Raw genomic sequence first — 15,421 nt, 5'->3', positions numbered from 1 at the left:
AATTCGTGAAAATTTTCATAATCAATCATAACTATTGGAAAAAAATAGCCCTTGCAGGCTGTATGGCTTGGCTTCTAGATAAGTATGCCATTTGAAATAAACAGAATCATATGCTCCTTGATCCGGTTTTTGTCCAGGGGCTCATGTTCCTTGTTCCATTCAGTAGTCAAAGCCAGGTATAGCCGGAAAATCATAAACGCTGCCACGCTGGCATCACAGGGCTTCACTTCCCCGCGCTCCATCGCCTGCTCAATCTGATACCGCAGGAAATCCAGCGCATATTCCTCCATCCGCTTCACTCCTTCAAGCGCCTGGACAGTCCCGATATCGCGCACTTCCTGCGCCAGCTTGACGAACAGCTCATGATCGGAGCGGAATTCCAGAATGGAGTCGAGCAGATTGAACAGCTTCTGGATAAAAGTGTTGTCCTCCGCCGCCAAACGGTTCATGACCGAGGTCAGCTCCTGGGAGGCCTTGTCCAGAATTTCTTCGAATAATTCTTCCTTGGTTTTGAAAAAAGTATAAATCGTGCCTTTGCCTACATTTGCGATCTTGGACACTTGATCCATAGTCGTGGCTTTATAGCCAAACTGTACAAAGGATTTGGTCGCCGCCTGCAGAATTAATGCTTTGCGGTCGATAGACATGGCTCAAGCTCCTTTCCTTCCTAAACAGTCAATAATTGACTAAATTTTATTTTTGGTCAGTCGGTCAACAATCAATTTAACATGTCTGCGCCGATATGACAACAATTTTAATTAATTCTTTCACCCGAAGCGTGAATCCCACCTGTATCTTATGCCCAAAATGTCATGAAATAAGTATCCATTGCCTGCTGATCTGGGGTATTATAGTAAGGATGTGATCAAGAAACTAACTTTATGGATGGTGGAACATGCTCAAGAACAAAAAATCGACACTTCTCCTCGTCGTTTTCGTCATTATCATCGCTCTGTCTGTCACAGCCTGCGGCAGCAGCAAGGACAAGAACAGCAGTCCGGAAGAGACCGCCGGCGGCGCTAAGGTATCCACGGATGGCGGAACGAAGTCCCTGGAGCAGACGTTTTATATTTATGATACCGTTGTGAATATCAAGGTTTTCGGCGACAAGGCCGAGCAGAAAAATATGGATGACATCCAGCAGATGCTGGAGCGCATGGATAAAGAGTTCAGCCGCACCAAGGAAGACGGAGAGTTGTATGCGGTAAATAAGGCTGCCGGCAAGGAGGCCGTTGCAGTCTCCGATGAAACGCTGGATATTGTTAAGCAGTCGCTGAAATACGCCGAGGAAATGGACGGGCTGTTCGACCCGACAATCGGCCCGCTCGTGGATCTGTGGAATATCGGCAGCGGCGGAGAATCGGTTCCTCCTCAGGCGGAGATCGACAAGGCCAAGGCCTTGACCAATTATAAAGATGTTATTGTGGATGAGGCTGCGAAGACCGTCAAGCTGGCCAAAGAAGGCATGGTGCTGGATATGGGCGGGATCGGCAAAGGGTATGCAGCCGACCGCATTGCCGATTATTTGAAGGAGCAGGGGCTCGACAGCGCAATGATCAACCTTGGGGGCAGCAGCATTATTGCGCTTGGGAACAAGCCTAACGGCTCGCCCTGGAACATCGGCTTGCAGGACCCGGATCAAAGCCGCGGCAGCCAACTGGGAACCATCAAAATTTCGGATGAGGTTATAGACGCCTCCGGTGTATACGAACGTTTCTTCATGCAGGACGGTGTGCGTTATCACCACATTCTTGACCCGCGCACAGGTTTTCCATCCCAGAACGGGCTGAAAAGCATCACCATTATGAGCCCCAACGCAACTGATGCGGATGCCCTGTCTACCGGAGTGTTCCTTATGGGTCTGGAGGATGGCATGAAATATCTGGAATCGCTGCCGGAGAAGGTGGACGCCTTTTTTATCACGGACGACAACAAGATCTACGCAACCTCCGATTTGAAAAAAAGACTGCAGCTGACCGACCCGACATATACGTTCGCCAATTAAACCCTCTATCTTCTCAAAAACTTAAAACGTCAAAAGAGCAGCGATTCCCCTGTTATTGGAGAATCGCTGCTCTGCGTTAATAAAAAGTCTGGAGAGTACACCCCATATCTTTTAAATTAAAGGAAGCTCACTGAATTCACGGTAGCTGGCGAAGATATAGCTCGGCTTATGCGCTGTTCCCGGCTGTCTGCCCCGTGGGTTGTACCAGCACACCTTCCAGCCTGCCTCAAGCGCTCCGACCACATCATTATCCCATGTATCCCCTACGTAGAGCGACTGTCCAGCCGTTGTCCCGGTCACCCGGTTCACATGGGCAAAGATTGCCGGGTCCGGCTTGGCCAGTCCCACCGCATCCGAGATAAAAATCATCTCTTCAGGGATCAGCCTGTCGACGCCCAGTCCGCGCAGCTTGCTCATCTGATGGTCCTGGGGGCCATTCGTAATGATCCCGACCTTATGTCCCAGGGAAATAAAACGCTGAAGCTGTTCAGCGGCCCCTTCGATCATCTCAATGCTGTACTGGCGGCCGATGTATGCTGCCTGCACCTTGGCCGCCTGCTCCCGGCTCAGCTCCAGACCATATTCCGCAAAAGCCAGCTCCAGCCGCCGTACCCGCGTTTCTTCAAGCTCAAGCTCCCCGCGCAAATACTTCGGCCAGAGCAGATCACTGTGATGCCTTACCTTGTAGAACAGATCCGCATAATTCAAATGGCTCTCATCCGGCTTCAGCACCTCGCGCACCGCTTCCCGGAAAGGAATCAGATGGTCGTACAGCGTATCATCCAGATCAAAAAATATGGCTAGCTTTCCATTGCTGTTATCCACATTAACGCTCCTAACTTTCTTTTCAAAAAAACAAATGATAAGAAAAAAATTCATCCTCCCGGCTGTAGCCATGCGCCTCATATAGACGCTGCGCTCCGGTATTATTGGTCATCGTGGTTAGTTCCAGACCCTTGGCGCCTGTATCGCGGGCAAATTCCCGCACTCCCGTTAGCAACAATGACCCTAATCCCTTCCCGCGCTGCTCCGCTGCGACAAACAGATCATTCAGAATCCATACCCGCTGCATGGTTACGGATGAAAAGGACGGATACAGCTGCGCAAAGCCTCCTGCCTGCCTGTAAGCTCCTTCCCCTGTCACCGCTATGAACAGGGCCGATTCCTTATTGTCCATTCTCGCTTCCAGGAATTGATGGGCTCCTGCCAAATCCGGCTGCTGCCCATAAAAGACGCGGTAATCATTAAATAGCGGAGCGGCCAGCTCCAGATCCTGTACCCCCGCTTGTTCCAAATGATAGTTCATGTCCCGGTTCCAACTTTCCGGCTGCTTCCGCCATAGAATATCAAGGATTACTAACACATGAGGTTCATCCTTTATTCTATTTTAGTGAATTGCCCGGCTTCAGACCATGGAGAGAATCACGCATCATTTGGACTTAACTTCAGGACCGCCCTATCCCCTGGAATCGTAGAAAATATGGCGCGCGCTGATTTTGCCCTCTTCAATATCCATGAGGCCGAACGAATACTGCTTCTCCCGCCGCTTATCCGTAGGTGAGCCGGGATTGAACAGCAGAATATCCCCCTCCTGCCGAAGCAGCGGCTGGTGGGAATGGCCAAACAGGATGCAGTCCACCTTCTCGCCTTCAAAAGCGAGCAGCGCGTTCCCGTCGGTTCCCTTGCGGGAGTAAGGCGCATGTCCATGAATCATTCCGATCCGCACGCCTTCCAGCGTAACGATCTTGCGTTCCCCAAACCGCCGGATAATCTCGGCCCCGTCGTTGTTGCCGGCAATCCCTTCTACTGGGGCAAGCTCTGCCAGCAGATCATAGATTTCCAGCGATACCCAATCGCCCAGATGCAGGATCATATCCACCTTGCTGAATTCTTCCATAAGCACGGAGGGCAGCCCCTTGGCCCTGCTTGAGAGATGCGTATCCGATACCACTCCTACCTTCATTTGCTTCAACTCCTAATCTGCATAATCGCAAACATCTACCGCAGCTGTGCGAATACTAATTTTCAGATAATTGTACGATTTGCAGGGGGGAGAAGCAAGTATACGCGGCTGTGATTCTCCTCTTCGCCTTCCGCGTATGATCCACAAACGCATTGTACGCAACACGGAACAGCCAGGGCTTAATCTTGTCCTCACGGCAATTCTCCAGATACAGATAGGCACGGTAAAAGGTTTCCTGCATCAGATCTTCCGCAAGGTAATGATCATGGCAGAGGGAGCGCAAGTAGGCGTATATGTCCTGAACATAAATCTGGTACAGCTCATCCAGCGAATTTGGCTTCATCCCCTCCCCCCTTAACCCATCCACGTATGAATCCGCCAAAAATTTGGTTTGCGTTTGCGTTTGCGTCTGTATTTGTATGGATCAGGAATAGTGGCTCTTCGATGATTACTCTGGTGCTTTCCCGGAAAAAGGGAGCCTCACGGCTCCCTCATACATACTCTATTGAGTCGTCTTATCCGTTCAGTAAAATCCAATGGTCGAAGAAGCGTCCTTCAACCATTCCCGCTTGCGGCCTTTGTCGAGCTCGCCGCGCATTCCGCGGACAAGCGCCTCGACATCGGCCCGGCCGTTCTCATGCCATTCGAGCGCGGCGCTGACGTAGAGTTCGCCGAGCTGGGTCAGGGAGAAATCCGCCGTCAGACGCGCGGCGGCGGCAACGCCCTCTTCCCCGGCAAAAGCCGTGAAGCCGCGCAGCTTCAGATACTCCAGCCGCAGCTCCTCGTCCGGCATTTTGATCTCGTAAGCCCGGTCGAAGCGTCCTGCGCGGTTCATGAGGCCGGGGTCTATTTTCTCCGGATAGTTGGTCGTTCCGATTAGGAAAATCCCTTCCTTGGAGGTGGCCCCGTCCAGCGTATTCAGGAAAAAGGATCTGACCTCCTGCGGCATGGAATCGATGTCCTCGATCACCAGCACCATCGGCGCCAGCCGGGCGGCGGCCTCGAACACCTCATTCACCGATTCACTGCTCGTGTATTCGGTAATCTGCCAATAGACCACCGGACCAGGCACACTCCCGGCGATGGATTTGACCAGTGTGGTCTTGCCGTTGCCGGGGTGACCGTAGAGCAGAATCCCTCTTTTGTAGGGAATGTCATAGGTAACATAAAAGCTGCGGTCCGAATCGAAGAATTGGTCGAGTGAGCGGTAAATCTCTTTTTTGATCCCCGCCTCCAGCACGACAGCCTCGCGTCCAACCGAACGTGTTATCGGCTCATCCTCACGGAAAATACCATTGCGCCTGTCGGTGAACACCGTCACCTTATTGATATTCTGTTCCCGCTGCCGCTTGCGCACATTGCCCAGAAACCCCTGCAGCTGCCCGTCGGAGGCGGCAAACACATAGTCCTGAAAATTGATGCCATTCTCCTGAAATACAGGAACCCGGGCCAGAGCCACACCCATCTCCGGATAAGCCAGCACGTTGTTGCGGATCGACAGATGGATGCTGTATTCCGGCTGCTCCTTGTCATCGTCATACACAAACGTCCGGTCCTCCAGACGGTCAAAAATCCGCGCCACATGCTCCACACCGGGATGTCCGCTCTGTACATCATTCTCCAGCAGCTTCCAGTATTCACTGTTTGGATCGTCACTGGCATACAGCTCGTAGCGGACGCCATACCGGGTGTGCAAGGCCTCCAGAATTCCATCCACCAGGCGTGCATAGGCATCGTAGCCCTTGATCATGCCCGTGGCGTTTTCGTCGTATTTGTAAATTACAGTATGTGACTTGTTCTCTTTCTCCATTGTTACTTGGTCCCCTTTATCGCTGCGAGCGGCTTGCATTTGGCCACGACAGCAGCCAGTCCGGCGCCCGTAACGCTTTCTATGATCTCATCTACATTCTTATAGGCTTGAGGCGATTCGTCAATGATAGATTCGAGAGAATGCTGATTGACGACAATCTCATCCTCCCGGCCAACCCTCAGCGACTTGGAAAAATCATTGACCGACACCAGCCGCTTCGTCGCCGAACGTGAGCGGATACGGCCGGCTCCATGGCAGATGGAATAATAATTCTCTTCCCCTCCGGGCTGGCCGACCATGATGTAGGAGGCCGTACCCATGGAGCCGGGGATCAGCGCCGGATGTCCGGTAGCAGCATATGGCCGGGGATTATCCGGGTGTCCGGCCGGGAGCGCCCGGGTTGCCCCTTTGCGGTGCACGAACTTGGTCCCGGCAGCCGTCTGCTCTTGCCAGGCATAGTTGTGCATCAAGTCGTAGAGGGTCCGCAGCTCGCATTTCGGTCCAAACACATCGCGGAAGCCTTCGCGGACCGCGTAGGCGATCAGGTGGCGGTTCACCACCGCATAATTCAGCGCCGAGTACATCAGGTTGACGTAGCGCCGGGCCTGCGGATGCGCAAGCGGAGCATAGATCAGGCGCGGATCGGCGCTGCCCAGGCCCAGCTGGCCCATCACCTTGGCGAAGGCCGGGATGCAGAACTGGTTGACCATGCCTCCCCAGGCCCGGGAGCCGGAGTGGATCATTACGGCAATCTGCCCGTCCCGCAGTCCCCAGGCTTCAGCCAATTCACGCTGCTCCTCCGCAATTTCAATCGCCTGAATCTCCACAAAGTGGTTGCCGCCGCCCAGTGTTCCAAGCTGGCGGTGCCCCCGGTGCCAGGCCATGTCCGGCAGCTCATTGAGAATCTCTTCGTCAAAACCGAGCTTGCTGATCTCGACATGCGACAAGGCACTCGACTTCTTCGGGGTGTAGCTGTCCGGCACATACTTGTTCGGCAATCCGTGCAGCCCCTTGCGGACGATGTTCTCCAGGCGGATATCACTGTAAGTCCCCCGCTGCTGCTGCTCCATCGGCAAATATTTCTCGATGGCGCGCACCAGCTTCCGGCGCAGCTTCACTTCGCGCAGATCGTCCTTGTGCAGTGTAGTCAGATGCACGCGCATGCCGCAGCCGATATCGCTGCCCACAATGGACGGGGACACATAGCCGTCAGCAGCATCCCATACCGCCGTTGTGCCGATGCAGGTTCCGACGCCTACATGCACATCCGGGGTGTAGCTCATATATTCGATATTTGGAATTTGCAGATTGTTGTTCGCCATCTCCAGTACCTTGTAATCCAGCGTGGCAAACAGCTGCTCGCTGGCGTACACCTTCAGATCGCCGCCCGGCAGGGCAAGCTCATGTTTATAACGGGAGTCATAACCGCCCGCTTGTTGTTGTTCATTAAAATTCATAATAGTAGTTCAATTCCCTTCAAAGTGTAAGCTATAAATGTATTGTAAGCATAAAACGGGTACGCAAAAAAGAACCGCAGATCATCCTTCTGATCCACGGCTCTTCGCAGAGATTCCGTACATATCACCTGGTTAAGGTTAAGAACACATGCCACACAGACCCGGACCGCACCACTCAGCAGGCCAGGCCGATGCACATCATGTTGCCCGGACGGGGCCGATGAGATCAGATCTTCCATATGCGGTTGTAAGCTGTATATTTCCAATCATGACTCATCGGCCTCCCTTCAATTTGATAAAACCAATAATAAACGCCAGTTCCGCTTCATGTCAACCCTTTTATTGGAAATGCGGTTATTTAAATTTGTGCCAATCCTGGCTGCTGTTCTCCAGCAAATGGGCAAAATCGTTCTCCAAACGTTTCTGCTCCGCCTTCCGCTGGTCCTCCACTGCCTTTCTGGCGGCTTCTTTTTTCTCGTGTTCCTCAGCCTTCAGCGCGTCCGATTGCGCCTTCAGCTTATCCAGCACATCGCTACTCAGCAGATCCTTCAGGGTTGCCGGAGCATCCGAAGCTGCGGGGCGCGGTGCAGGGGCTGTTTTTTTCTTCTTAGCCATTATTTATCATCCTTTCGGGGCGGTCAGTCCCATTTGATATACTTTCAAATTTGTTTTAGCTGCAGGTCTTTTTGTTTATAATGTTAATTAAGAGGTGAGCCTTATGAAATCTACAGATTTGTGTCCACGGTTACAAAAAAGCATGGATATCATCGGCAGACGTTGGACGGGCTTAATCATCTACCAGCTTCTCCAGGGACCGCAGCGGTTCAGTGTCATCGAAGCCGCCCTGCCGGTCAGCGGCAGACTGCTCTCCGAACGGCTCAAGGAACTTGAGCAGGAAGGGATCGTTCTCCGTGAGGTATTCCCGGAGACCCCCGTCCGCATCCAATATTCTCTGACGGATAAGGGACGCGCACTGGAATCTGTGATCCGTGACCTGCAGCAGTGGTCGGATTCATGGATTACCGCCGAAGAGTGCCAGACTGAATCCATCCGCCCGCTTTAAGCGCCGGGAAGCGCCGCTGACGCCGGAAGCGCCTTCCCATGGATTACAGCTTGCGGCCGATAATCACCAGATCACGCATAACGCCGTCCATTTCGGCAACACCCGGCAGCAGGCCCCACTCTTCAAAACCAAATTTCCGCAGCAGCGACAGGCTTGGCTCATTGTGGCCAAACACAAAGCCAACCAGATTCTGCAGACCAAGGCGGGGGCATTCTTCCAGAGCTTTGGCCAGCAGCAGGCTTCCTGCCCCTGTGCCGCGGAATTTTTCATTTACATAGACACTGATTTCCGCTGTGCCGTTATAGGCCGGACGGCCGTAAAAGGACTGGAAGCTGAACCAGGCGGCGATTTCTCCGTCCTTTTTCAGCACCCAGAGCGGCCTGTGATGACTGTTATGCTCCTGAAACCACTTTTCCCTGTCGGCAACGCTCACCGGCTCAAGATCGGCGGTCACCATCCTGCCTGCAACCGTCGAGTTATAAATATCCACGATCGCCGCCAAATCCCCGGCTGCCGCATCTTCAATGCTGTAATTCTGCGCTGTCATTTATCCATTCCTCCTGCAATTATACGAATTTCCAACTGTTTTCCACAGCAGCTGTACAAGCTTGCTCTGCCCTTCCCCGTCATGCAGTTATTGCAGCAGCCCGGTGTGTTCCAGGCTCCACTGCCATAATTGTGCTGCTGCCGCAGCATCACGTGCTCTGGGGGACAGCTCCTGAATTTTCCGCCGGTAATAATATTCTCCGGTCACACCCCGCAGCTCCGGTGCTGCAGCCAGCCAAATGGCTGTGTCCGCTCCCTGCTCCGGCGTCAGAAAGAAAGGGGACAGCAGCTTCAAGAACGAGCGGCCAAACCCTGTCTCACGGTTCACCCCGATGCTTGTGCCAACTGCGCCCGGATGCACCGCGTTCACCGTAACTTGTGTCCCCCGCAGCTGTGCAGCCAGCTCCCGGGTGAACAGAATGTTGGCCAGCTTGGAACGGGCGTAGGCCTTCGCCGGATTATAGCCGCGGGAGAGAGTATGATCCTCCAGATGGAGCTTGCCGATCTTATAGGCACCGGAGGCAACCACTACAATCCGCCCCTGTTCAGCGGCAACCAGCCGCTCCAGCAGCAGCTTCGTCAGCAGGAAGTGACCCAGATGGTTCACGCCGAAATCCAGCTCGTACCCGTCTGCAGTGAGCTGTCTTTTGAGCGCAACGACACCCGCATTATTGATCAGGACATCAAGCACCGGATAACCGGCCGCAAATTCCTCTGCAAAAGCGCGCACGCTATCGAATGAAGCCAGATCGCACAACATCAGCCTGATGTTGTCCGACCCGCTCTGCCGCTTGGCTTCCGCCAGCGCTTCCTCTCCCCGCGTACGGCTGCGGCAGGCCATAATTACCGCTGCTCCCCGGCGGGCCATTTCAATGGTTGTCGCCAGCCCCATCCCGGCGTTGCCTCCGGTCACCAGTACTGTCTTCCCTACCATGAGCATTCCCCTCTCTTCATACTGAACCCGTCAGCTTCACCTGGCCCGGCCTTTTAAAAAGCACATATCTAAGATTATGTTACATCATATCAGGGGATGAAGAAAAGCCGGTCTCACCGGACACAAAAAGACTGGCCCTGCACAGACTCAGAATCTGCGTACAGGCCAGCCTTTAAGGGTTTAATACAGACCGTTCACTTTATTTCAGTTGATAAAGTCTGTAAATCAGTGCGGCGGCTTCCGCTTTGGTTGCCGTTTGTGCCGGACGGAAAGTCCCGTCTTCAAAACCTTTGAAAAGATCGGTGCGATTAGCCAGAGCAACGCCTGCTGCTGCCCACTTGGCAATTTTACCGCCATCAGTATAAGCGGCGTTCACTGCTCCGGGATCGGCAACTGTCTTCGCCCCGTTATAGAGCGTAAGGGCGCGTGCCAGCATCGTAGCAATCTCCTGACGGCTGATTGTAGCCTCTGGGTCAAAAACCGTAGAAGATTTGCCTGTAATAATTCCGGCTTCATAAGCAGCGGCAACTCCATTATAGCCGGCGCTTCCGGCTGCAACGTCGCTGAATGGCAGGGTCAGCCCGCTGCCGTCCAAACCATAGGCTCTGGAAATCCAGTTGGCGAACTGTGCACGGGTCACCTTGCCCGAAGGATTAAACTCCGCCGTCTGTTCCAGAATACCCTTGGTTAACAGGTAATTGATCTCTTTTTTCGCCCAATGATTGTCTGCTACATCCTTAAATGACGCTGATCCGATCATTACGGTATAACGGCTGAAATGCCCTCTAAGCGCACTTACTGTTTGTGTAACCGGATCATATTTACCGCCAACAGCTTCCCAGGTCAGACTGGTCTCATTAAGCACATACACTGTGAGACGCTCAAGGTTCTCTGCCGGGTATTTGGATGTATTAATTGCGGAGACATCGAAGGTCACGTTAACCGGCTTCTCGAAATGCTTAACCGCCTTATCTCCTACCGTTGCGCGGAATTCCATCACCGGCAGGGTAGCCAATGGCTCTGCCTGACCCGGCTTGCCGATCACAGCATTCTCCACTACCTCAGCCGCCAGGGTTATTTTCTGCCCCGCTTCCACCGTGCCGAATGTATCCGGCTCAATGGTGAATCCGGTTGTCCCCATCTGAAGCTTGAGACCGTCAACTTTGTTGTCTTGAAGAACCTTAAGAATCTCCGAAGGCAGCGAGGTGTTCAGCTTGTTCACACCATCGCCCATCGCCGGGACCTCAACGGTCAGGGAAACCTTAAGTTCACTGGCCAGACCTGCTCCCAGCTTAGCAGTAAGCTGCTCTGATACCGCAGCCAAAGCCTTCTTAGAGGCTTCAATCTGCTTGCTGACGAGTTCTTCAGTCAATTGTGAAGAGACAGTATTCCCCTCCAGAGTCACATGCTCCTTAGAGATTGTAACTTCGCCGGCTTTGTTCAGGGCCGCCTGGCTCGATGACACTATGCTTTGTTTCAATTGCTCAATCTCTGCTGCCGCAACACCCTGTGTGTTATTCAGAACTGCTGCCGCATTCTGTATGAGAGTCTGTGCAAAAGCAAGCGCCTTGTCAGCAGTATCCAGCTTGTTCAATATATACGGTGCGCTGTCCATTAAGGTATGGATTGAACCGACAATCTTTTGCTTCTCTGCAGGATCTTGAATGCTCGCCAGCAATTGGGCCGCACTGTCCAGGGCTTGAGACATGCTTTTGCTGTTCTGTTCCGCTTCTTGGGCGGTGGCCCCGGACTTCAGGGATTCGGCAATGCTGCCCAGCGCTTTCTGCGCCGCTGCTGCCCGTTCTGCCTGTGTCCCGTTGGTATTATTCACCAAGTCCTGAAGCTTCGTATTCTGTTCATTTACGTTCACATTTACCGGCGTTGTGGTTACAGGTGCCGTTACACCGCCGTTACCATTACCACTGCTATTACCATTTCCATTTCCGTTTCCGTTACCACTGCCATTACCGCTTCCATTATCGGGATTACTGCCGTTCCCCGGATCTGTCCCCCCGCTGCCGCCGTTTCCGCCCGGAACAGGCACACCAGGATCGATAACGGTTCCCGCAGCTGTATCCAAAACAAATTTCTTGTCCAAACTATAGGTTTTTCCTTCAATCGTTACCGAAGCTTTAAGCACATAGGTTCCATTTGGGAAAATTCTATTTACGTTAATTGGATAGCCGGTAGAAGTTCCTTCATACAGTTTCATTCCGGCCTCATCCTGGATCTCATAAGATGCCGCTTCAGGGTACAGAAGTTTATATCCCCGGGAGGATCCATAGTCTGTAACCAGAATCCGGGGTTTACTAAGTTGGCCAATATGGTTTCCTGCGGTATCGACTAATCCGAATTGCAGCTGTTCATTGCCGGAGGTGCGAACCAGCTTGCCGTTCTGCAGTCCAAAAATATCCAATCCGGCAATAGCTCCCGGCACAAGCTCCGATATCGTTCCTGCTTTCAGTGCTCCCGCAGCAAAATGAATATTGAACTGATATTCAAGGCTGCCGACCAATTGGTCCACCTTGACGATGACTTCCCCCGGAGTCAACTGGATCTGTCTGGCATCGTAGGAGTAGCCTCTCATTTGCGACCGGGCTGGTGTGATGTACTCTACACCGTAAATGCTTCCTGAGTCGGGAGCAAGCAGCGTCGCTAATCCGGCGGCACTGTCATTATAATCCCATATATTATCTCCTGCATTTACAGCAACATCATCGCGGTAAATAAAGATGTCTCCCTTGGTATGGGCAAGAACGCTATAAGTTCCTTCTGTGGCATAAAAATAATTATCTTCACTGGTATTGCTGTCGATTACATAAGGCACATAATCAACGCCGGGCAAATCCTTGCGGATAACCGATAATTCCTCCATATATTTAGTCAGGTTGACTTTGCTGACTGCCTGCAGCGGTTCTCTTGCATCAAGCACCAGGGAATAATCCTTACCCGGCTCGGTATGAATGGAACCATACATGTAGTAACCGTATTTAGATTCCACCCCCAGATAGCTGCGGTTATAGCGCATGAAATCTACTCCGACCGTCGATGGCGATTCTACAACCAGAAATGTCTGCTCGCCCCCGGTGCCGATGAACTTCGACTGCTGGGTATAGCTGTCATCACTCTTTTTGATAACAGCTTGAACGTAAGCATAGTCCAGCGGAACTCCACCGTCATAAGCACCTTCAGCCTTGTCCAATCCCCGGACCCGGACTACAGCTTGATTCTTCGGATCGATAACGGCAACAGATTCCGTTCTGGATAAATAATCCGTTTTCTTGAAAAAGAATTCGCCGAGATACGTTCCCAGTCTTGCCGGCAGAACCAGTTGCCCCTGCTCATCTGTTACTCCGATGTCTTCACCGTACCGGGTCACCTTTACACCTGGAAGAACTTTTCCAAGTCCGCCTGTAATATGCTCGCGTACAGTAACGGTTACCTTCTCAGCCTGGTCTATGTTCATATAAGGCTTATTCACCAGGTCCACCAAATTTCCGGACTTATCACGGATTTCGACTTCAAGCTCCTGCTTCGGCAGAACCTTGAGGGCGGTTTCGGCAATCACTGCCCCCTTAACGTACCCGGTCCCGCTTACGTAGTGATGCGGCAGAAATTGAATGGTGTAATCGCCGGACTTCGCAGGCTTCCATTGCCGCTGGCTGATACGCATCAGCTTGCCGTCTTCTTCTTCAGATGTCCAGCTGAGTCCGTTGTCTTCAACGATTGCTCCAGAGGCATCCAGAATTTGAATGGTGTAGTCACTTGTCAAATCTATCGCGTTATTGTATTCGTCTTTCATGTCCACCCGCAACTGCAGGTTCTCACCCAGTACAATTTGATTGCGGACTTCATCTTGATCATAGTAGTCGGAACTAAGGACCTTCAGAATGACTTGAGACGTGTATTTGCTTCCTCCCTTGAATACATACTCATTATCCGCCGGGGTGAAAAAGGAATTCAGCACGATTTCATCATTGTAGCTGCTGTTCTTGGCTGCGCCGGAAACTGTAGTAGTTAAACGGTGAATTTCTTCACCTTTCCGTACGTACAGGGTTGAATCAGCAGCCTGAACCTTCAGGCTGAGCTCATTGTAATTGAATTTATTATTCAAATAGGAAATGAATAGATCCCCCAGCCCTTGTCCGCGCTCCGGCACCTGAACCTTCAGGGCGCTGAAGTCCGCAGCGTTGGCTGCATATTGCACGGTGAACTGGTCTTCGGCAGGTTTGACCTGGTTTCTCAGTACAACCTTGCTGTTTGTTCCGGGGATACCTGCAACTGCCGTAATATCATATTCCACATTTTTCTTCACATATAATGAATTAGAGGTTATGTTCTTGAACGGACTGGTTAAATTGACTTGTTTGTACTGGTTGTTGGGAACAATGGAGAAGGACTCCATCTCAACAGGCGCCCCTTCCCATGAATACTCAAAGCCCAAGCGGCTGTATTCGCTGCTGTCCTGGACAATCTCCAGATGCGCCCCGTCTGCAGCTGAATACAATGCGGTCTGGCTTGTCTGGAACATGTATACTTCGTTTTCTACTGATCTGATCAGCGCCGGATAAGAGTCCGAAATTTCACCTGTTTTGAGCACCAGCACATCCAGCCCTGAAGTGCCAAAGGATTGGCTTACCCCACTCGGCAGGGAAATATTGTCCGATTGCTGCTGAATTAGTTTTCCATTCCCGTCAAGGTAACGGATAGCCGCTGTGTATGTGCCTTCTTTCATGAGGTTATTGACATATAGAGGCATAGCCTCATAGTCTGGTTTTCCTTGACGCACAGACACAAAGAGCACCGGACTTGTCAGCGAAACTCTCGGGTTTCCTATGATCTGTACCTGGCCAGCCTCATCTGTAGTCAGATTGTTGTAGGAGGAGTAAGTTCCAACCGAAATCGCTTCGTTGGCGAGCGGCACGCCTTTGCTTAAAATCGTCAGCCTGACATTCTTATCATCGCTGCGGACTTCTCCGGTTGATGAATTTATGTATGTATCGGAATCCTTAGTCATCCGTTCCACGACAATTTGGATTTCAGATGAAGCAGGAACCTTAATGCTCTGCGGGTCAGTAACTATTAACCCCGACTCCCCTTGATATTCTGCCTGAAGCACAACCTCCTCTCCGGCGGTGAGTCCCTCAAATGAAATATCAGGGTACTTGAGCGAATATACGGAATCTGCTGCAGATAGGCGTTCTCCCTGATCTTTTTGCTTGATTTGGGTTGCCAATACATTGCCGTCTTTACTAAGAGAGAACTTCACTTCGTTAAGCTTGTTGTAGTCTCCGTAGGTTACATCCAGCACGCTGTTGACAGAGATCTTCTGTGTCCCGTTCAGCATTTTCTCCGAGGTTACTACCGTCGCTTTCAGCGATGCAGCCGATACCCCCAGCACACCCATAAAAGATAAAATGAAAACCAATACCATGGATACTGCACTTCTCAACCTTTTTGAATACATAATTGTCTCCTTTACACCAAAGATAGTCATTCCATCCAATCCTACAATCCAGAATCTATCCTTGACTCCTCCCCCAGCAGAATTGTCAAATTCAGATAGACATAATGGCATCCTATCTAAGGACCTATTTAATGTCAATCAATTCCTTAACAATAGACCGGAGAATCTGTTAATTT

The 15,421-nt window shown here is 51.7% G+C and carries 13 protein-coding genes; 2 read left to right on the top strand and 11 right to left on the bottom strand.

The annotated features are described in order from the left end of the window. Nucleotides 1-74 precede the first annotated feature (74 nt). Nucleotides 75-647 carry a TetR/AcrR family transcriptional regulator gene (locus tag PRIO_RS07660; RefSeq protein ID WP_020427348.1) on the bottom strand — a complete coding sequence of 191 codons (573 nt, stop codon included), beginning with the start codon at nucleotides 645-647 and terminating at the stop codon, nucleotides 75-77. A 248-nt stretch (nucleotides 648-895) separates the two neighbouring features. On the opposite strand from PRIO_RS07660, the gene PRIO_RS07655 reads away from it, so the two are divergent. Continuing rightward, nucleotides 896-2,005 (top strand): FAD:protein FMN transferase, encoded by a 1,110-nt coding sequence (locus tag PRIO_RS07655; RefSeq protein WP_020427347.1) that lies wholly within the window; start codon nucleotides 896-898, stop codon nucleotides 2,003-2,005. Nucleotides 2,006-2,116: 111 nt separating this feature from the next. Here the strand turns inward: PRIO_RS07655 and PRIO_RS07650 are convergent, their stop codons facing one another. The 7 genes from PRIO_RS07650 to PRIO_RS07615 all read right to left on the bottom strand — a co-directional run bounded on the left by PRIO_RS07650 (nucleotide 2,117) and on the right by PRIO_RS07615 (nucleotide 7,850). Then, nucleotides 2,117-2,830 (bottom strand): HAD family hydrolase, encoded by a 714-nt coding sequence (locus PRIO_RS07650; protein ID WP_020427346.1) that lies wholly within the window; start codon nucleotides 2,828-2,830, stop codon nucleotides 2,117-2,119. 22 nt (nucleotides 2,831-2,852) lie between these two features. After that, nucleotides 2,853-3,311, bottom strand: a complete 459-nt coding sequence (locus tag PRIO_RS07645; RefSeq protein ID WP_039786946.1) for a GNAT family N-acetyltransferase — start codon at nucleotides 3,309-3,311, stop codon at nucleotides 2,853-2,855. Nucleotides 3,312-3,461: 150 nt separating this feature from the next. After that, on the bottom strand, nucleotides 3,462-3,968 hold the full coding sequence (locus PRIO_RS07640; protein WP_020427344.1) for a metallophosphoesterase family protein: 507 nt from the start codon (nucleotides 3,966-3,968) through the stop codon (nucleotides 3,462-3,464). A gap of 55 nt (nucleotides 3,969-4,023) precedes the next feature. Next, nucleotides 4,024-4,311, bottom strand: a complete 288-nt coding sequence (locus PRIO_RS07635) for a sigma-70 family RNA polymerase sigma factor (protein WP_020427343.1) — start codon at nucleotides 4,309-4,311, stop codon at nucleotides 4,024-4,026. Nucleotides 4,312-4,491: 180 nt separating this feature from the next. Then, nucleotides 4,492-5,778, bottom strand: a complete 1,287-nt coding sequence (locus PRIO_RS07630) for an ATP-binding protein (protein WP_020427342.1) — start codon at nucleotides 5,776-5,778, stop codon at nucleotides 4,492-4,494. Between the two features lie 2 nt (nucleotides 5,779-5,780). Next, the gene (locus PRIO_RS07625; protein ID WP_020427341.1) at nucleotides 5,781-7,235 is read right to left on the bottom strand and encodes an RtcB family protein; all 1,455 of its coding nucleotides are present in this window, start codon (nucleotides 7,233-7,235) and stop codon (nucleotides 5,781-5,783) included. Between the two features lie 354 nt (nucleotides 7,236-7,589). Further along, nucleotides 7,590-7,850 (bottom strand): YqkE family protein, encoded by a 261-nt coding sequence (locus PRIO_RS07615; protein ID WP_046501743.1) that lies wholly within the window; start codon nucleotides 7,848-7,850, stop codon nucleotides 7,590-7,592. A 103-nt stretch (nucleotides 7,851-7,953) separates the two neighbouring features. Between PRIO_RS07615 and PRIO_RS07610 the strand changes: the two genes are divergently transcribed. Then, nucleotides 7,954-8,298, top strand: coding sequence for a winged helix-turn-helix transcriptional regulator (locus PRIO_RS07610; RefSeq protein ID WP_020427339.1), 345 nt, complete (start codon nucleotides 7,954-7,956; stop codon nucleotides 8,296-8,298). A 43-nt stretch (nucleotides 8,299-8,341) separates the two neighbouring features. Here PRIO_RS07610 and PRIO_RS07605 read toward each other — a convergent pair whose 3' ends face one another. From PRIO_RS07605 to PRIO_RS07595, 3 genes are all read right to left on the bottom strand, one after another. Continuing rightward, the gene (locus tag PRIO_RS07605; protein ID WP_020427338.1) at nucleotides 8,342-8,845 is read right to left on the bottom strand and encodes a GNAT family N-acetyltransferase; all 504 of its coding nucleotides are present in this window, start codon (nucleotides 8,843-8,845) and stop codon (nucleotides 8,342-8,344) included. An 87-nt stretch (nucleotides 8,846-8,932) separates the two neighbouring features. Beyond that, entirely contained in the window at nucleotides 8,933-9,778 is an 846-nt protein-coding gene (locus PRIO_RS07600) for an SDR family oxidoreductase (RefSeq protein ID WP_020427337.1), read from the bottom strand. Nucleotides 9,779-9,977: 199 nt separating this feature from the next. Next, nucleotides 9,978-15,245, bottom strand: coding sequence for an S-layer homology domain-containing protein (locus tag PRIO_RS07595; protein WP_020427336.1), 5,268 nt, complete (start codon nucleotides 15,243-15,245; stop codon nucleotides 9,978-9,980). Nucleotides 15,246-15,421: the final 176 nt, after the last annotated feature.

This window comes from Paenibacillus riograndensis SBR5, assembly GCF_000981585.1.
In the GTDB taxonomy this organism is placed as follows: domain Bacteria; phylum Bacillota; class Bacilli; order Paenibacillales; family Paenibacillaceae; genus Paenibacillus_AQ; species Paenibacillus_AQ riograndensis.
This window is presented reverse-complemented; position numbering and strand designations above follow the sequence as displayed.